Genomic DNA, 19,926 nt, shown 5'->3' with positions numbered 1-19,926 from the left:
GCTAGTATCATTGCGTATACTTCATTCAAGCAGAAACAATCCTTATTTTAATCTTACTTCGGTTTCTGTACTGACACAGTAATGAATGCACAAGAGAAAGCCTTGTTATCTCTAGGGTAAATCGTTGCCAACTCAAGAGGGTTTTATGCAAAAGAAATATATTTACTTATTTTGTTCTGCTGGCATGTCAACATCTCTTCTCGTGACCAAAATGCGAGCACAAGCAGAAAAATATCAAGTGCCTGTGGTTATTGAAGCATTTCCTGAAACCTTAGCGGCACAAAAAGGACAGGATGCGGATCTAATTTTACTTGGTCCACAAATTAGTTGGATGTTGCCTGATATCCAAAAATTACTCCCGAATAAACCGGTCGAAGTGATCGATTCTTTGTTATACGGAAAAGTAGATGGCTTAGGTGTGTTAAAAGCCGCTGTCGCCTCTATTAAAAAAGCATCTGCAACAACAAATTAATTTTATTTTTTATTTTTTTATTATTTCTATTTCAGTCAAAGAGCGAATTTTTCAGCAAGCCGAGCAATTAGCGGCATTTTAAGGGTATTTTTCTATGAGTAAGTTTATTGGTTCACTTGAAAAGGTACTCCTTCCTTTTGCGGTTAAAATTGGAAAGCAACCTCACGTTAATGCGATTAAAAATGGTTTTATTCGTTTAATGCCGTTAACCCTTGCAGGGGCAATGTTTGTACTTATCAATAACGTTTTTCTTAGTTTTGGTGAGGGCTCCTTTTTTTATTCTTTAGGTATCCGCCTTGATGCATCAACAATAGAAACACTCAATAGTTTTAAAGCCATTGGGGGGAATGTCTATAACGGAACATTGGGTATCATGTCATTAATGACACCCTTTTTTATCGGTATGGGATTAGCCGAAGAGCGTAAGGTCGATCCTATCGCGGCTGGGTTACTCTCTATCGCTGCTTTTATGACTGTCACACCTTATAATGCTGGGGGGGCGTATGCTGTTGGCGCCAACTGGTTAGGGGGTGCGAATGTTATTTCAGGTATTATTATCGGTCTTGTTGTGGCTGAAATGTTTACCTTTATTGTGCGTCGTAATTGGGTGATCCGCTTACCTGATAGCGTGCCAGTTTCTGTTTCACGTTCATTCTCGGCCTTAATCCCTGGTTTTATTATCTTATCTGTTATGGGAATTGTTTCATGGGGATTAGGACATTATGAAACACATTTCCACCAAGTTATTTTGGACTCTATCTCAACGCCTTTAGCTTCATTAGGTTCTGTAGTGGGTTGGGCGTATGTTATCTTCACATCATTGTTATGGTTCTTTGGTATTCATGGTTCACTAGCGCTGACAGCGCTTGATAGTGGCATTATGACACCATGGGCATTAGAGAATATTGCGATTTATACAGAGTACGGTTCTGTTGAAGCTGCATTAGCGGCAGGTAAGACATTCCATCTCTGGGCCAAACCGATGTTAGACTCCTTTATCTTCTTAGGGGGGACGGGGGCAACGCTGGGGCTGATTCTGGCTATCTTTATCGCATCTCGTCGCGCCGATCATCGTCAAGTGGCAAAACTGGCATTACCAGCAGGTTTATTCCAAATTAATGAACCGATTATTTTTGGTTTGCCTATTATCATGAACCCAGTGATGTTTATTCCCTTTATTCTTATTCAGCCTATTCTTGCCGCAATTACTGTGACGGCTTATTACTTAGGGATAATCCCACCAGTAACAAATATAGCGCCATGGACGATGCCAACGGGATTAGGTGCATTCTTTAACACTAACGGCAGTATTGCAGCACTGTTATTAGCACTATTTAACTTGGGTGTTGCCACACTGATTTATCTTCCTTTCGTGATTATTTCAAATAAAGCTCAAACTGAAATTGAAAAAGAAGAAAGTGAAGAAGATATTGCCAATGCATTGAAATTTTAAGTGATAGAAAACACAAGTGCAGAGGCTTCTCTGCACTTGCCAGTGTCAAAGAGGAAATATGATGTTAGATATTGAAAATGCCGTTGATAGCAGTGCAACTGATGATGAATTTGAAGAGATCATCATGGGGCTTATCATTAATTCTGGCCAAGCCCGTAGTGTGGCTTATGGCGCATTAAAAAAAGCCAAAGAAGGTGATTTTGATGGCGCTAGAAAATTAATGGAACAGTCTCGTGAAGCATTAAATGAGGCGCATAAAATACAGACTCGTTTAATTGGTGATGACCAAGGTGTTGGCAAAACCAAAGTCAGCTTGGTATTAGTCCACGCGCAAGATCATTTAATGACATCGATGTTAGCCAGAGAGTTAGTGACAGAATTAATCGAGTTACATGAGAAGATAAAATAAGATGAATACTGTGGTGGAGTCATTGAGAGCACAAAGCGAAATACGCATGGTCTATGAAGATCAGCTATTTAATGGCAAAAACTTTCATGTCTTTATTTATAATAAAACAGAAAGTGTCAGTGGATTGCATCAACATGATTATTATGAATTCACCATTGTATTAACAGGGCGCTATTATCAAGAGATTAATGGTAAAAAGGTTTTATTAGAGCGGGGTGATTTTGTTTTTATCCCCATAGGCTCTCATCATCAAAGTTTTTATGATTTTGGGGCAACTCGCATTTTAAATGTGGGTATTAGTAAAGCCTTTTTTGATAAGCACTATCTCTCGTTATTGCCTTCTTATTTTATTGCTTCGCAAGTTTATGAATTAAAAAATGAGTTTCTTTCCTATATTGAATCGGTTATTGGCTCATTAAATTTCCGCCATACCGAATTTAATGAATTTATTGAAATTGTCACCTTTAATGTGGTGAATAGATTACGACACCATCGAGAAAATAGAACACAAGATGATATTCCTTTATGGCTAAGAGACACAGTTAGCGAGATGCATGACAAACAAAAATTTGGCGAAAATGCACTGGTTAATATGGTAATGCTATCAGGAAAATCACAAGAATATTTAACCCGAGCAACTCGGCGTTATTACGATAAAACACCAATGCAAATTATTCATGATATTCGAATTAATTTTGCGAAAAAACAATTGGAAATTACAAACTATTCGATAACAGATATTTCTTTTGATGCTGGTTACAGTAGTCCAAGTTTATTTATTAAGACATTTAAGAAAATAACTTCGTTGACGCCAAATAGTTATCGAAAAAATTTGTGCAGTATTAAAGAAACAAACTAATTCATTATTAAGCGTAAGAAATTAATCAACAATAAAGATTAATTTTATTGAAAATAGAGAGAAAGAAGAAAATAAGCTTATTTTCTTCAGGGCTCTTTACGCCTTAATTTCGCCATTAATACACAAATAACAGCACTATTACGCTGTATGGGAGTATTTTATGAGTCATAAATTAAAAGTTGTTACCATTGGTGGTGGAAGCAGTTATACGCCTGAATTATTAGAAGGTTTTATTAAGCGTTATCATGAACTACCAATCACAGAGTTATGGTTAGTGGATGTTGAAGAAGGGAAAGAGAAGCTTGATATTATTTTTGAGCTTTGCCAACGCATGGTAAAAAAAGCAGGTATTCCTTTAACCATTTATAAAACACTTAATCGCCGTGAAGCATTAAAAGATGCTGATTTTGTCACAACACAATTGCGTGTTGGTCAATTGAAAGCAAGAGAGTTTGATGAATCTATTCCTTTAAGTCATGGCTATTTAGGACAAGAAACCAATGGTGCGGGTGGTCTATTTAAAGGTTTGCGCACTATTCCTGTTATTTTCGATATTATTAAAGATGTTGAAGAAATTTGCCCTAATGCGTGGATCATTAACTTTACTAATCCAGCAGGTATGGTAACAGAAGCGGTTTATCGTCATACCAACTTTAAGAAATTTATTGGAGTTTGTAATATTCCAATCGGTATGAAGATGTTTATTACAGATGTTCTGAAGCTGACGGAAAAAGATGAACTCTCTATCGATTTGTTTGGCTTAAATCATATGGTGTTTATTAAAGATGTCATTGTAAATGGTCAATCCCGTTTTCCTGAATTATTAGACGGTGTGGCTTCAGGAACATTAACTGCAGGCTCTGTGAAAAATATTTTCGACCTACCATTTAGTGAAGGATTGATCCGCTCTCTTAATATGCTGCCATGCTCTTATTTGCTGTATTACTTCAAGCAAAAAGAGATGTTGGCGATTGAGATGGGGGAATACTATAAAGGTGGTGCTCGCGCTAAAGTGGTGCAGAAAGTCGAAAAACAACTGTTTGAATTGTATAGAGATCCTGATTTAAATATCAAACCAAAAGAGCTGGAATTACGCGGTGGTGCTTATTATTCTGACGCAGCCTGTGAAGTGATTAACGCTATTTATAATGATAAACAAGCTGAGCATTATGTGAATATTCCTCATCATGGCCATATCGATAATATTCCAGCAGATTGGTCAATTGAAGTAACGGCTATTTTAGGGCGTGATGGCGCTAAACCTCATCCACGTTTAACGCATTTTGATGAAAAAGTGATGGGATTAATTCATACCATCAAAGCTTTTGAAATCGCGGCGAGTAAAGCGGCTATTAGTGGCGAATTAAATGATGCTTTATTAGCAATGAACTTAACACCACTGGTACTTTCAGATAAAGATGCAGAAGTACTTACGCGTGAAATGTTATTAGCGCATAAGGCACATCTACCGAATTTTGCTAAAGCGATTGCTGAGTTAGAAAAAGTCTCTCATTAATTGCCGGTAGAGAAAAATAAGTAATAAGGAGACAGAATGGCTGGTTTATTAATTGTGAATGCGGATGATTTTGGGCTTAGTAAAGGCCAAAACTATGGCATTGCAGAGTGTTTTCGTCATGGTGTTGTTAGTTCAACAACGGCACTTGTCAATGCCGAAGGAATTGAACACGCAGCACAATTGCGCCATGAATTGCCCGGTTTAGGTGTTGGGCTTCATTTTACTTTGACGATGGGTAAACCGCTGTCTTCTTTACCTTCTTTAACGCGTGAAGGTGTATTAGGAAAATGGGTGTGGCAAATGGCAGAAGAGGGTGATTTACCGCTTGATGAAATTCGTATTGAGCTTAACGCACAATATCAGCGTTTTATTGAGATCTTTAGTTGTGCTCCAGACCATATTGATAGTCACCATCATGTGCATATGTTTAAGCAAATTTTCCCTATTGTGGCGGAGTTTGCCAAAGAAAAATCATTACCGATGCGAGTTGATAGGCCACTTGCACATAAAGAAGGAATTGATACTCGAGGTGTGATTAGTAGTGATGGCTTTGATAGTCAATTTTATGGAGATGAAATCACTCAAGCATTGTTTTTAAAGGTGCTTGATGAATCGAAAGCGCGTCATGAACATTCTATTGAAGTGATGACACATCCTGCTTTTGTGGATAATCCATTGCGTGCAAGTGGTTATTGTTTTCAGCGTTTAACAGAGCTTGAAGTATTAACAGATAGCGCATTAAAGCATGCGATTTTGGAAAGAGGTTATCAGCTAGGAACGTATCAAGATTTAATGTAGTGGGTTTTTAGACAATCGGTGTCTGTGTTATTACCTGGTGTGGGTCTTTGGAAATTATAATTTGAATAGTTTTTTGCCTCTGTTTTTTATTAGACAGAGGTATTTTTGTTTTTACGTGTTTTTATTAATTAATAATAATTAAGTTACTGAAAATTAATTAATTCCTTTTAATGTGAAAATAAAATAAGCACATACCATAAAATAATATGTGCTTTATATTAATTAAAAACGATAACCAATATTGGCAATAAAGCCATCTAAAATAATTTTACTATCGGCATCTTTAAATTTAAAACGGCTATTTTCATATCCAAGAGAAATAGAAACCATTTCTGCTGGGTTAACGATTAAACCTGCACCCCAACTAAATGCATTTTTCTTTAGTTTTTTTAATTCTGAACTTTCAGATTTAAATTGTATTTGGCTCATACCCGCAGCTCCATAAACACTAATAAAATCATTTAGACGTATTGTAGGGCCTGCCATAACAGAGTAATAACGTGCATTTACGTCTTTAAAGAAAGTATTAACCGGCTTATTTAAGTCGTATTCATTTTGAGCATAAGTAGCTGTTGCTAAAATACCAAATTGTGAATTGATTTCTTGGCGAATAGAAAAAACACCTCCATGCATTGGATTTTGGCCTGCCATTTTGACTTGTGCATAACCTGCTGAAAGTGTGGTTTTCTCTAATTTAAAATCGTTTTGAGCATAAACAGAGGAAGTGGCTAATAAACCAGTTATAAATAAAGTTGATAGTAATTTTCTTTTCATTAGTTATATCCCATAAGTAAAATAATAAGAACACGCTATTAAGCGGAAGGGATTATAATAATGTGTCTGTTTTTAATGGAATAAAAAAGAGCACTCTTATTGAAATAAGGCTTTTTTATTAAAGTGATCCGTTAATTATTATCAATATTATATTGTTAATTATATTATATAAATATAAATCACTATGAGAATATATAAAAGACAAGAATAAAAATAAAGAAAAGGCTCTCTAAATAATGATAGAGAGCCTTTTTAGGTTTATTTAAGCCCTAAATCACTTTGCAAACTAATTACTTGATTTTGTAAATTATCTAATTCAAGTTGCTTTTGCATGACTGATTTTGAAGGATTATTTTGCGCTGCCTTCATTTGTCTATCAATTTCATTGATCTGTTTTTGAATATCATTTTGCCCTTTCGTTTTTTGGCGAATTTGATTTAACAGATTATTCATTGATTGATTTAAAGCTTGTTGACTTGCTTGCTTACTCTTGAGAGAGGCATTAGTTTGTTGCTTTTCTTTCTCGATAGCAGCAAGAACTGCTCTAAACTCAGTATTTAATGCTTTCTCATTAGCAAGAATAGCTTGTTTTTGCTCAATACGATTGTCATAAGTCCCTGAATAATTACAATTAAACTTAGTAATTATACTAACATCACCGGTTGTTGGATCACAATCAGCGGGATTGGTGACACAACCACTTAATAGTAATGTCATACCAACAAGAGAAAGAGGTAAAAATTTCATTATCATCCTTTTTAACGTTAACTAAGTTTTATTGCTGTACGCTGAGTATAAAGGCTATCAAGTTCTTCTTGTAAAGAGGCCACTTGTTTCTTCATCCCATCAATTTGCTTATCAAGTTGAGCGGTTTTTAGGCCATCTTGGCGACTCTGTGCTGCGATATCTCGCCATTCAGCTTCGCGTTTTTTCATATCCGCTAAGCGAGAGCGCAGTGCTACAATATTGGCATCAATACCTTTCAGTTGTTTCTCAGCTGCGACTTTATTGAGACGTTGTTGCTTCATGTCTTGCTCAATTTTCGCCAGTGCTCTCTTATCGTCATTAATAACGGCTCTTGCTGTATTTGATGCTCGTTGTAGATGCTGATTTTCTTTTTTCACATCGTCTATCATCGAATTGAGCATCGATTCTTTAGAAGCATAGTTTTGGCGTTTGTTATCTAAATAGGCATTGGCACCAATACCGACACCACAACCAGCGACTGCCGCAATGAGCATACATGCGCCTTTATTGCTCGAATTTGAGACTAAACAGCCTAATGCACCGATAGCCGCCCCTCCTGCACAAGCTGTAATACCTGATTTACTGAAAAATTCCATATCGCTGTTATTTTTCAAACGGGGATCCGCCCCACTGTTACTTTGACATCCTGATAAAGCAAGTACGGCACTAATGCTAAGTACCGCCATAAGTCGTTTATTCATACACCTATCCCAAAGTCTCTGTTATTGTTTTTTGCACGCTTCAAGCCATTCGTTCCGTGAAACTTTACCGTTAGCCCAATATCCTTGGAGTCCCTGCATATATGTTGAAAGGTACGTATTTAAATTTGATTTACCTCTGGCTTCCATCAATTGGCGTACAACGTCAACTTGAGGTTTTACTAAAGAGGCATCATATGTGGTTGCCATATCCACTAATGTGTCTGCGTAATAACTCACGACAAAGTCGAGGGTTTTCTTATGTTCGTTTACTTGTTCTTGGCGTCGTTCACATGTGGCATCTTTTGTGCCCGCAGGGCAGTTTTTTTCATGCAGTGCAATTAATCGATCATAGAATTCGCCATCATCTTTTAATTTGGTACATAAAAAAGCGCCTAATTGCAGTGAAGTACGGATAGCCTGATCACGTTGCTCATCACGCAGTTGTGCATTTGCTCGAAGTGTATTTTTCAATTCAGCTAACTGTTTTTTCAGCGCTTCATCTTGTATTTGGGTTGAGAGCGTATTCAGGCTATTAATGGAGTTATCGCTATTAGTTTTTGAGTTATTGTTTGCTGGCTTCTCATTCCCTAATTGTTGCCACTCTTTTTCTATCTCTTTAATTTTGTCGCGTGATGTCAACGCAGGGGCAACAATGGCTAAACGAAAACCTGTATATTTATTTTTATTTGCACCAGTGTTGGTGTAATAAGGCTCTTCTTGACGCCATGAACTGCGCATATCGCTCTCTGGGGTGAGATAGCTACCACCACGCACAATAAAGCCACCCGCTTGTCCGTGTAAGCGGTCGAGTTTATTTAATCTAAAAGGCTCAAACATCATTTCAGCGACATTACCTAACATGTCATGTAAACCTAATGGATTGGGTGATAACAAACCGGTGAGTTGTAATGAGCCATTAGCAGATTGACTACCTGCTGACCAAATATAGTTTTTGGTACCTTCTGGCATTGGAAAACGTATATCACGAAACTCGGAGGCTGAGACTTTTAAACCGCCACGTGCCGCAAATTCCCACTCAGTTTCTGTCGGTAATCTTGCAAAACCTTTTGCGCCATCTTCAACAGGTAACGCTTCGGGATGATTGCTTCTTAGCCATTGGTTGTATTGGTCAGCAAATTGCATCGCCTCATACCAACTGATGTTCACTTTTGGTAACCGTAATTTATTTGAAGCAACGGGGCACTCTTTACCATTAATTACGCTCTGCATGGCGTTATATTGCAGATCGGTAACGGGGTATTTCGCCATAAGGTAGTAACGGCCTTTTTCTTTGCCTTTTAATGGAAAGCTACCTGCAATATGTTCTGCTCGAGATTGTTCTAAATAGCCCCATTCATCACCTTCTTGCCCTAAGGTCACACTGTAATCTTGTAATGGCTGGCTTAAGGGTATGGTGACTTGGCGAAAAACCATTGAACCTTCACAAGGGAAAGGCAAGGTAACATCATCAGGCAACGCTTTTGGATTAACGAATTTATCGTCCCATTTGGCAGATGCGGTAAAACTGCTAGATAACAGCGCGAATGATAAAGTTAGAAGCGATAAATTAAATTTCACGTAAGCTCTCCGCAGGTTCAATCGAAACGGCACGCAGTGCGCCAATACTTGCCACGACTAAGGCCACCAGTAAGGCACTGCACATGGCAATCAATAAATCCCAAAACGTTAACTGACAAACAAAGGCTTGTTCAGGTAAATGTGTGCCTAATAATGTGGTGAATAAGGTACTACCGATGCCATAAAGCCCAAGGGCTAAAATAAAGGCAACGCTCGTTAATAACAGTGCTTGCAGTACAATATATAAAGAGACTGCAAATTGACGAAAACCCAACAGGCGTAATACCGCCATATCTTTACGTTTACGGTCAATATTGGCAAGGAATGCGCCAATTAATGAGGCAATACAGCCTAACAGTGATACCCAAGCAATCACGGAAAAAATAACATTAAGCACGTAGCTGATTGCTTTTACAGAGTCTATTTGGCTTTTTTGTGTCATCACATCAATGTGTTGTTGTCTAAACCAATCATCTAGTGGTGCAATGGCATCTAAATTTTTTGCATAAAGACGAGCTTTAGCAAACTGGGTTCTTGGCTTCGCTTCAGTGCCTTCTGTTACGCCAAAAATAGGCGCTTGATAACCATCTCGGTAATCTTCCATTGCCACTAAAACATCAAGAGAAACAAAGGCTGCCGCTCTTGAGAATTTGCTATCACTGATAATGGCGCCAACAGTAAAGGTACGTTTGGCTCGTTCATTAACGCCATTAAGCTTACGGCTAATAAATAAGCGCACATTATCGCCTACATTCGCCTGTAGCTTTTGTGCTGCATTGGCAGAGAGCACTAAGGTGTCTGTATTTTGGGGAATTTCGACATCTTCTAATAAAGGATCGTTTTTTGCTGTTGGGATAATTTCTGCATTATCAATAAAACGTTGACCATCAATCACAATATCAGCTTGAGTGTTTAAGCTGCGTGTTAATGGGATAACAAATCGAACTTCATCTTTGCGTGCAATGTCATTAAACCAACTTTGTGGATAATTGCCATTGCCTAACATACGTATTTCAAGGTTACGCGGATCATTTAAGAGTTGGTTGTGAAGTTGCGTCACAATGCCGTTTTTTAGCCCAAATAGCAGTAACAGTGGAGCAATAACGGAGACTAAAGAGAACACAATACAGAGCGCAACTTTGCGATCATAAATTAAGTCTCGCCAAGCGAGTGAACTGAGTAAGCCAAGGCGATTGGGATTAATGTTATTGTTTGATAAAGACACTACCGCCCCCTTGTAGTTGTGCATGATAGTGGCTAAATCCAAAACGCTCGACTAAAGACCAATCGTGACTGACAACCAGCGCAGAGATACCGAGCTGTTTTACCATTTCAACAATCAATGCATACAACGCTTGCGCATTATGAGGATCGAGAGCGGCTGTAGGCTCATCAGCCAGTAATAAAGCGGGCTCATGAGCGATTGCACGAATAAACGCTGCGCGTTGACGTTCACCAATGGAGAGTTGGCGAGGAAGACGACTAAGTAAAGGGCGTAATTGTAAATAGTCAATGGCGTGATCAAGCCAAGCGGAGTGTGGTGTTAATCCCAGCATCTTACGAGGTAATTGAATATTTTGCATGACGGTTAAAAAGGGAAGTAATCCGCCACTTTGGAGCATAAAACCCAATTTCTCAGCACGTAATGATGCGAGTTGAGCTTGTTCATTACTGAGTACTGCTTGTGTGATAATTAAATCATCACTGAGTTGAAAATGGGTTAATTCATTTGGGTGCAAGATTAACCCTATCATTTCTAATAAGGTACTTTTACCACAACCACTTAATCCGGTTAGTGCGCCGATTTCCCCTTTTTCAAGAGTCAATGAAGGAAGCGCAACACGAAAACCATGTTGCGCATCACCACGCGTAATTGCCATGCCTTCAATCTGGATCATTAAGGCAAGTTTTCTAGTGGAACAGGGTAAACATGATCGCGAGGATCGCTTTGTGGTGCAAGGGATATCCAACGATCAACATCTTCATTATAACGTTGATAATACTGTAATTTCGTATTTAGACGACGAATAAATTTCTCTTGCGCAAGACCATCCCAGCTTTTCCATGTCTCTTCATCTAAGCCAAGCACTTCACTTAAATAAGGGAGATTCTCGACATATTCACCGAGTAAGCCCATTTCACCCAATTTGGTCGCTGAACCTTGTTTGATTTGATTTGGATCGTTACCCATAGTGGCTGCAATCGAGCGTAAATCAGCAAACATATTGTCAGGAGAGATCAAACCTTCATTAGCGGCATTAACGATTTTTTTCATCACATCACTTAAATCGCTAAGCTCACTTTTAGTCAGTAAAACCTGCACTTCTGTCGTTGGGATATTTTGCTGTAATAAATCTCGATCACTTATCCATGCTTTAAAAACAGGAGGTGCTTTTGTGCCTTGCTTCTCACCTAAATAAGCTAAACGCATTGCATAACCTAAATCGTGTGCATCACTTAGTAAGGCATCTGTTTCTTTATTTTTGCTATAGGCAGGATCGGCATTTAATGCACTACCTACGGTGGCTTCACCACGATAAGCCGTTTGAATTTGAGTGGTTACAGCGGTTGCTAAACTATCTACCATACGACCAAAACTATTTACATCCCCTGAGTTGATAGGGTAGTAAAGGGATTTGTGTAAGAATGGATTAAGCGTTAATGCTTCATATTGCGTTTGAGCAGACGCATGATTTTTTGCACCTGATGGAGTTTTTAAATGCAGAGTATAAAGTGCAACACCGCGATAAGCCGCTTCTTGGCGAATTTGTTCCGCATCGAGTTTAGTGGATGAAAGAGGATCATCTCCCGTTAATGCGCCTGCATCGGTGATTAAAATAACGTAACGCGCACCAAAGCGTGTCCAATCAACATCATCAAGAGCTTGCATTACACCAGCATAAGCATCTTCATCAAAACGACTACTTGAGACTTTAGCTTGGCGTAATTCTTTAACTTTATTTAGGAAATCAGGGCCGTCTTTTACATCATTGGGATTTACAAACATTTTGCTGTCGTATTCCAATGCAGGAACGGCTTTGATATTAGAGCGAAATGCCACTAAACCAAATTTAACCTTATCCAACATGTTGTCTTTTTCGACTTGCGCATAAACCTTTTGAATCGCTTCTTTGGTTCTATCAATGTAAGGATCCATTGATATGGTTGAGTCGATAACAAACACGACTGCGGCAGAAAAGCCTTGCATCATATTGTCAGCATCTTTGCTGTTAGGTGTTGTAGGTTTTGCACTGTTTGGCGTTGCATTCGCATTCTGTGCGTCTTTGCTGTCTTTAGTTTGAGAAGAGACAGAGGCCACATTGAGTACTCGCACTTTATAGCCTGCATCAGTAAAGATTTCATCTGAGCCTAATACAGGTAACAGATAGAAATTACTTTTCTGATCAATCATATAATCTGGCTCTTTTGCTAAAACAGCCGGATTCACTTTCTGGTTTTTGATATCTGCTAAAAAGGGTTTGTACTGTTTTTCAGGGGTTGGACTTTCAAGTAAGCTTTCAACTGTTTGCTTATCTTTGAAAAACAGCATTGGGTTACGACCCGCAGGGTTAGTAAATGCGAGTGTTAGCTGCATTTTCCACTCTGATGTGCAACTTGCATTCATCCAACCACTGATATGCCCTAAGCTATCAGGGCCAACTTGTAGCCACTCGTTGGCACCTTGTTTTTGGCGTTGATAAACATAAAAACGGCTAAATGCAGGTTGCTCTTTACCTTTTGCGCCAATAGTGTCAGCTACTTGGCAACCTGGATAAGTTAATACACGTTGATAGAGAGTCTTTTTACCCTCTTGTAGTAACGGTTTTTTCTCTTCAGCACTTGCTGGCGCTGTCAGAATTAAACCGCTAAGAATAAGAGTAAGCCAATGCGCCTTTTTCATGAGACTTTCCTATTTTTTCAAAGCTTCAAGACGCGCTTTTGCGTCACTGTTTTGTGAGTCATGATTAAGAACCGCTTCGTACCAATAAATAGCCGTTTCTTTGTCTGCACTAAAGCAACCTTGTGCCGATGCGGTTTCAGGATCATATTCACGAGCGTAATTCAGTGCGATATCAACATCACCTGATTGTGCTTTATAAGCATATAAACGCTGAGCAACATCACATTGATTGTTCTGTTTCGCTTGTTCAATAGTGGCAAGAATAGTTTTGCTATCCGGTTGGCTCTGTATGCAACTTTGTACAAAGGCTAATGCTGTACCCGATTTCATATTTTCAACACTACATACACTAGGTGTTGCGGGTTCTGGTGTTGGTTGTGGTGCAGGTTCGCCAGCAGGATTTCCTCTTAGCAAGAAGAACCATGTTAAGACACCTGCTAAAATTAAGATCAAGATAATGGCCAAAATTAAGCCAATTTTCGATTTCTTCGGTGCAGGTGGTATTGGTCGTTGTGGTGGTTCATCTGCCTTGATTTCAGGGATAATCGGCTCTATTTCTTCAGGTTCAATTTTGAGTGGCTCTGGCTCCGGCGGAGTTTCTTCAATAATAGGAGCAGGCGGAACTGGCTGATTATCTAATGTCGCCGTTGATTTTAATGCTTCACTCTGACCTTGTGCTTGTGAGGCTAATACGCCATCACGAATACGTAATCGTCCGATATCTTGTGTTTCGTTATCGTCTTTTAACGTAAATTGATACGCCATCTGTAAGTTGCTAACGAGGGGATCAACGAGCGTTTTATCAAGAACGATTTGATAACCATCATCAGCATCTTCAAGTGAAAGTTGGTGGAAAAAGGCATTACCTACCCATTCCCCTTTATCATTTAAGAAATAGCGATCTTGGTTACGCTGAATACTTAAATAAACGGGGGAAGCGTCACCTTCCCAATTACGAATACTTAATACCGCAAAGCCGGGACGAGCAGGTTGTACGGGTTTTAATTCTGGATTAAACACGAATTATGACTCCACGACGGATGATTTCATGGTTTGAATTATTTGGCCTAATAGTGCGTTTTGCTCAGCACTGATCTCTCTTCCCGCAGAATGCCCTGCATTCTCAGTAATAACCGCTGATAAAGCGATAAGCCAATCAATCACAAATAAAAGGGTATAGTTAACAGGGTTGGTCGGTAAGCGGACTAAACGCTCATCATCACCCCATTGCACGCTAGTACTATCGGGTCTTTCAAAGATCTTATGACCAGCATTGATTTTGCTATCAGGCTTCTCAACACCGTTATCTTTGAAATTAAACCAAGTAATAAAATCACCCAGCACATTATAAACTCGAGATGATTGTTGTTCAGCTAAGTCATCACGACGAGCAATGGCTTCTGTCCCTGCAAGGGTTTTTAGCATGCGTTGTTCAACACCAAGGCGGTTGATAGCAGTGATAAGTTCATCAACTAACAGCACCATAATTTCTTGATCGATGCCTAAATAGGTTAACAAAGTACTGTTATCAGGCAGGCTACGCAGATGGTTTATCCATAATGCCATCACTTTTTTAGGGTAAGTAACCTCGTTGCCGTGACCTTTAGGGGCTTCATCTTCTTCTGGTACTAGAGAGATTGGCGCATCACTAAAGAGATCAAAAGCGGGTTGTTCCATAGCTGCAAAGGCGGAAACAGGGGCTTGTGTTGCCTTCTTGTCTGAAAGTGTATCGATAACCTCTTTATCCTGCATATACAGGTCGTAGAGTGATTTGCGAGACGGTAACAGGTAATCCAGTAACGCACCTTGTAAATAAGGGCGACTTTGCATAAAGCGTAAAATAGTGGCGGCATTGCGGCGTTTTACCTGTAATTCCTCTTCACCACCTGATTGATACCATTTTTCAAGATGATGACCGATTAAATCACGCTGAATTTCTTGCAGTTGCTCACTGATACGTTCAAGTTTTAGTGGTTTTAAGGCAACGGTTTCAAGATAATCAGCAAGGCGTTGCATACCACCATCGTTAAGCGACAACATGGCATCCCATGCTTGGTCTGGTTCACGAATATAACGTTGGACAGTTTCATCTTCAGCAAAGGTTTTTTTCATCAGATGTAGCTGAGAAATACTGTCTTCATTTAGAAACGTCTCTTTGCCATTACTGATTTGAATAAACGGTGTTGGTACGCCCGGTTTACGTACTAAAAAGGTGTTATTAAACGCTTCACCGTTGATCCAATCTGATGACATCCATTCATATTGGCCAAAGCGCTCTAACATCGCCATTTTGATCATGCCACCTTTACCCCATGATTGGCGTAATAACGCTTCATTCATGGTTAAGGAGTTGGTAATACGCATATCAAACATGGTCATAGCCCAAATCAAGCCAGAAGGGCGTTTAGCACGAGTTTGTGCATCTTTACCTTGCGTGTTATTGATCCATTCTGTGAGGACTGCACCGACTTCTTTTACATCGGATTGTTTGTTTGATGCGGTACATACCACTAACACATTCATCTCTTGGTTATCGGTATAACGCTCAAATAGATAGGCGACTTTACCCCGTAGAATAAGCTGTGCCAGCGGGTTTGCACTGTCATCGTTAACCTGACGACGCACATCAGCCATAGTTTCAACCCCTAAACGACCGCGATAGCCCGGAAAATCGAGCAGTTCAACGTGTTCAAACAGGGCTTTACTTGGTGCATCTAATAACGGAACGACTAATTCAACCGTCAGCGCAGTTAACTCTGCTAATGAAAGAGTCACAGGGGCATCAATACGATCCCCATGAACAGGACAAATGCTTATCTGGCTATCATTGGCAGTATTGAGACGTTCTAACATATCTACGTTCATAATACTGTCTTTTTGTACTAACACGCCGTCTTGCTCTTTGACTAAAGAAGAGAGCGGAGCCAAAACAAGAGATGCATTACCTAAAGAGGCAAGTGTGGTGCTAAAACGTTGATAAGCGGATGTCAGCTCTGCAATATCGCCCCATAAAACAGAAAAAAGTTTAGCTCGTTGCGCAATGCTGAGATAAGGCGCTAATTCAATCGCTTTAGGCCAATAGGTTGCTGCTAATTTTTTCTGGCTTTTTTCGGCGTGACGTTGCAGATAATCCCATAATGAAACGACATCATCGTGGGTGATACCCGCAACAGCAGTGGCACTACGCTGTGAACTTAAAGAATTGATTAAACGAGAAATTTTTTCTTCATCTAATTCAAAATCAATTTTTTCCTGATTAAAGTCATACAGATAAGCATTAGCAAGAATTTTAACAATTTCAATTTCGCTAAAAAGGTGTAGCTCAACAGGAAATTCTTGCGTACCTTTTGTGGCGTTGCGACTAAAGCGAGTCACTAAGCCTGTTGCCTCTTTACCGCCACCCGGTGGGTTGATATGGTCGATAAAATCAAGGGTTTTACCTGACATACTGGTTCTTAAACGACCTTCTTGTCCTGCAGCAAGGGCTGAAATCAGGTACGATTTTCCTGCTTGAGAAAGACCAAAAAAGCCCACAGACATTGGTCGTTGTGTCGCTAAACTGAGATTTTTTGCCATGTTACGGCTACGTCGTAGACGATAGATAAGGCTATCGGCTTCGGTATTTAAACGAGGTGCATTACCTCTTACTGCCGTTACCCAATCAATGGCTTTACCCGCGCCTTGATAAATGGCATCCCATTTGGCTGTTAACTGTTTTTCATCCATCATATTCATTTACCTAATACACTCCCGCTATCCAGCCAATAGGATGTTTCACCAATTCCACTATCTGCTAACGTATTGAGTTTGAAGCTTAAACCGTTCTTATTAACGCCACCTTTGCCATTAATAAGCTCCATCTCTTCAATACGTAATTTTTCAGATTTATTGTCATCATTATGGCCAGAAGCGCCTCTTTCTTCTCCAAGCTTGATATGCAATACGCTGTCTTCTTGGCTAAGTTGCTGTGCCAATTTTGGATTTTTAATGCGTAAGGTATAAAGTGGAGATGCTGGCCAACGGGCATTATCTAATTGACGGAAGCCTAAACGGATCCCGCCTCTGACTTCAAAATAGGTATCAGGATCGGGCTCAAATTTATCCTGAATATCACGGTAGTAAACGTCATTATCAGAAATGGTGTTGTTATTATCCAACATCCCTAAATAACGTACTGTTGAGTAAGTTTTAAAGTTACCTGTCGAGAAGTAGAAGTTGAGTAAACGTGCATTTTCAGCCATTAAACACAACATTGCACCGACCGCTGCTGTTGATTTTGGATCGTCAATACGGCCTTTTTTGTTGAATGGATACCAACCACCCGTTTTGTAGCCATGTAATGGCAGAATACGAGAAGGCGGTACCGGCTGTAATACTTTTAACAGTGCTTGAATACCCGGTAAGCGAGAAGGGCGACCCGTCAGTAGTAAAACATCACAGGAGTAGTAATAAAGGACTTCACACAGGGCTTTTAAACTACGCGTGATATTAATGCGTTCACCTGAAATAAATTCGGCGTGCAATTGCGCAAAGTTAATTTGTACAGGCACATTTAAAATGGAGAAACTCTCGCCACCACCAAGCTCTTTATTGGTTGCGTCATCAATATAACGACGTACATGCTCTGTCGGTAGAACGTTAAGTAATTCACCAAAAGTGCTGTTAATGCCTTCATGTGGAATTAATGGATCGTAGTTTTCGTATTGGCTTAAAATCTTTAACCCAATCGGATTAAAAATTTGTAGGGTAAGTTGTTGGCGCAATACTTGCTGACCCGCATCTAAACCTTCACTACCAAAAAGAGACGACATCAGGGCATCGGCATCAGAAATACCCGCATCCGTTAATGCGGTGCGTAATGCTGGCAGTACACAAATTTGGATGATATCTAATAAAATATCATCACCCGCAATTTTGAATCCTTCACGGAATAATTGTGTTGGAATAATTTTGACGTTGCTACCTGTGCCCGTATCCAGTTTATAACGAGTGATAACGAGATCGGTTGTTCCACCACCAATATCAATTGAGGCAATTTTTAACGTGCTATCACCCGTTAATGCGCGGTTATCTTCACGCACTTGGCTAGCAAAGAAGGCTTCAGTACGTTCACCAAATTTAATTTGTGTTTCGTTGTAGAGGTAAACTAACTGGCCACAAGTGGCTTCATCCCACTTCACATGGATGTTTGGCATTGGGATACGACATTGCTCATCTTTGCCATCAAAACGCAGTTTTTCGTCAGTTGGATCCCAACTCATTGCTTTCCAAATGAGTCCTAATGCGTTTTCCATGCACGTTTCAAAAATGGCACGCTCTGGTTTTGGCATCGCTGGCGGAATAGTCAAAATGATATTGCGCAATTGACGAGGTGCACTTGCGTGGCTCATTTTAAGGCGTTGAGCAGGGCTGTTCATTTGCGTTAATGCCTGCGCTAACACTTCGGTTAACATCATGGTCATTAATGAACTACGGGTATAGTTTGGCGTAAATACTGGCATGCGAAAGTCAGGCTCTAAACGGAATAACGGCTCACCGTGATCGTTTAGAAGGTATGTCATCGGAACCGCGGTTGCCAGTGGCTCTCTGTCTGTCTGACCAAAAGAGCGACTAAAGCGCCAGCCCGGAGAATACGGGGAATCATCCCATAAGTAGCGTTTAGGGCTTGAAATACCCGTTGAGCCTTCAGTACCTAAGCGTTGCGCAGCCATGCGGTTGGCTTCAGGGCCAACGCGGCCAATCGTCGGCCACATAAAGGCATTATTGCGACCGCTATTTACTGAGAAATCTTGTTTACCAAATTCAGCTTGCGCAAATTCAACACGGCTTTCAAATGGCTCATTATAGATTTGATAAGGGTGGCTTAAATCACGCAGCGTCATTTCATAGAGTTGCGTTAGCCCTTTATTATCATTGATGTGATCTTCAATTAAGATCCCACAGGTGCGTGAGTTACCCACATCAAGAATAAGATCAACTTCAATCGCGGGCTCTTGCGGTTTGGTTTCGTTAATTTTGATTTCAGGTAAGCGTAACTTCTCACCTAAGATATTGAGTAAATTAAGGTAATGTGCCTGATGTTGAAACTCTTTAAGTGCATCTTCAAGTTCATCATGGTACATCTTGGTCACTGCCAGCGCTCTTTCGCTAAAGACTTCCTTTAACCAACCATCAATCCACGGTGTTTCAAGGAAGTTCTCAACTTCATAGCCCAAATAAGCCAACGCAAAAGCGACACCAGAGCGAACATCTTCTTCGTTTGGCGCCAGATAAGCTGTATTGGCGCGATTCGGTTCAATTCGAGTATCAAATGCCACAACAACGCGGTGTGTATGTCCATCTTCATCTGGCTCAGATAGTTGATGGAACATCATTCTTACCCAGTTATCAGGGCCTTGAGAGAATGCGCGTGGTGGATTAAAACGGAAGAATGGCACCGGTAGCCATGTGTCATTTAATAGGGTTAATGACTCTTCAAGGGAGAAGCTAAATTCAGCCTCTCTCGGTGTTTGAGGCTGGTTTTTAGGTGCTGGGTAAAGATAGTTATCATCTCGTTCATTATAGATGAGTCGCATTAACGGGCCGTTTTCACCTTTTTTAACAAACTCACCGTACTCTTTGCGCTGTGGTAGCGTAAAACCGAAATCCAGAAACTGAATATTGCTGTCACGGATAAGGGTAATTTTATCTTTATAATCGGTCAGTGGTGCTAACATGA

At 39.9% G+C, this 19,926-nt stretch carries 16 protein-coding genes; 6 read left to right on the top strand and 10 right to left on the bottom strand.

Translation table 11 applies throughout. From position 1 onward, the window contains the following. The first annotated feature begins 145 nt into the window (after positions 1-145). From DK857_RS04280 to chbG, 6 genes are all read left to right on the top strand, one after another. On the top strand, positions 146-472 hold the full coding sequence (locus DK857_RS04280; protein ID WP_006534491.1) for a PTS sugar transporter subunit IIB: 327 nt from the start codon (positions 146-148) through the stop codon (positions 470-472). Positions 473-566: 94 nt separating this feature from the next. Continuing rightward, positions 567-1,925, top strand: coding sequence for a PTS N,N'-diacetylchitobiose transporter subunit IIC (gene chbC / locus DK857_RS04275; protein WP_006534492.1), 1,359 nt, complete (start codon positions 567-569; stop codon positions 1,923-1,925). Between the two features lie 61 nt (positions 1,926-1,986). Further along, positions 1,987-2,334, top strand: coding sequence for a PTS N,N'-diacetylchitobiose transporter subunit IIA (chbA, locus tag DK857_RS04270; RefSeq protein WP_088494268.1), 348 nt, complete (start codon positions 1,987-1,989; stop codon positions 2,332-2,334). A 1-nt stretch (position 2,335) separates the two neighbouring features. Next, a complete protein-coding gene (chbR, locus tag DK857_RS04265; RefSeq protein ID WP_109395101.1) occupies positions 2,336-3,193 on the top strand; it encodes a transcriptional regulator ChbR in 858 nt (285 codons plus the stop codon). A 160-nt stretch (positions 3,194-3,353) separates the two neighbouring features. Further along, a complete protein-coding gene (locus DK857_RS04260; protein ID WP_109401629.1) occupies positions 3,354-4,709 on the top strand; it encodes a 6-phospho-beta-glucosidase in 1,356 nt (451 codons plus the stop codon). A gap of 36 nt (positions 4,710-4,745) precedes the next feature. Continuing rightward, entirely contained in the window at positions 4,746-5,507 is a 762-nt protein-coding gene (chbG, locus tag DK857_RS04255; RefSeq protein ID WP_109401628.1) for a chitin disaccharide deacetylase, read from the top strand. 222 nt (positions 5,508-5,729) lie between these two features. Here the strand turns inward: chbG and DK857_RS04250 are convergent, their stop codons facing one another. The 10 genes from DK857_RS04250 to DK857_RS04205 all read right to left on the bottom strand — a co-directional run bounded on the left by DK857_RS04250 (position 5,730) and on the right by DK857_RS04205 (position 19,924). Next, on the bottom strand, positions 5,730-6,281 hold the full coding sequence (locus DK857_RS04250; protein ID WP_109401627.1) for an Ail/Lom family outer membrane beta-barrel protein: 552 nt from the start codon (positions 6,279-6,281) through the stop codon (positions 5,730-5,732). A gap of 258 nt (positions 6,282-6,539) precedes the next feature. Continuing rightward, positions 6,540-7,028 carry a hypothetical protein gene (locus tag DK857_RS04245; RefSeq protein ID WP_227003118.1) on the bottom strand — a complete coding sequence of 163 codons (489 nt, stop codon included), beginning with the start codon at positions 7,026-7,028 and terminating at the stop codon, positions 6,540-6,542. Positions 7,029-7,045: 17 nt separating this feature from the next. Then, entirely contained in the window at positions 7,046-7,729 is a 684-nt protein-coding gene (locus DK857_RS04240) for a hypothetical protein (RefSeq protein WP_109395096.1), read from the bottom strand. Positions 7,730-7,750: 21 nt separating this feature from the next. Then, positions 7,751-9,307: a formylglycine-generating enzyme family protein gene (locus DK857_RS04235; protein WP_193528585.1), complete on the bottom strand. Its 1,557-nt coding sequence runs from the start codon at positions 9,305-9,307 to the stop codon at positions 7,751-7,753. Then, complete coding sequence (locus DK857_RS04230; RefSeq protein ID WP_227003117.1) at positions 9,297-10,532, bottom strand: ABC transporter permease; 1,236 nt, start codon at positions 10,530-10,532, stop codon at positions 9,297-9,299. Before DK857_RS04230 ends, DK857_RS04235 begins: the two co-directional genes overlap by 11 nt. Then, positions 10,513-11,205 (bottom strand): ABC transporter ATP-binding protein, encoded by a 693-nt coding sequence (locus tag DK857_RS04225; RefSeq protein ID WP_109401625.1) that lies wholly within the window; start codon positions 11,203-11,205, stop codon positions 10,513-10,515. The genes DK857_RS04230 and DK857_RS04225 overlap by 20 nt, the downstream gene beginning before the upstream one ends. Beyond that, complete coding sequence (locus tag DK857_RS04220) at positions 11,205-13,208, bottom strand: vWA domain-containing protein (protein WP_109401624.1); 2,004 nt, start codon at positions 13,206-13,208, stop codon at positions 11,205-11,207. Before DK857_RS04220 ends, DK857_RS04225 begins: the two co-directional genes overlap by 1 nt. 9 nt (positions 13,209-13,217) lie before the next feature. Then, positions 13,218-14,228, bottom strand: coding sequence for a hypothetical protein (locus DK857_RS04215; RefSeq protein WP_109401623.1), 1,011 nt, complete (start codon positions 14,226-14,228; stop codon positions 13,218-13,220). Positions 14,229-14,231: 3 nt separating this feature from the next. Beyond that, positions 14,232-16,943, bottom strand: coding sequence for a putative virulence factor (locus DK857_RS04210; protein ID WP_109401622.1), 2,712 nt, complete (start codon positions 16,941-16,943; stop codon positions 14,232-14,234). Next, positions 16,940-19,924, bottom strand: a complete 2,985-nt coding sequence (locus DK857_RS04205) for a virulence factor SrfB (protein ID WP_109401621.1) — start codon at positions 19,922-19,924, stop codon at positions 16,940-16,942. Before DK857_RS04205 ends, DK857_RS04210 begins: the two co-directional genes overlap by 4 nt. Positions 19,925-19,926 lie beyond the last annotated feature (2 nt).

It is taken from the genome of Proteus terrae, assembly GCF_003144325.1.
Lineage (GTDB): Bacteria > Pseudomonadota > Gammaproteobacteria > Enterobacterales > Enterobacteriaceae > Proteus > Proteus terrae.
The sequence above is the reverse complement of the archived record's forward strand: the minus strand, read 5'-3'. Positions and strand labels throughout refer to the sequence as shown.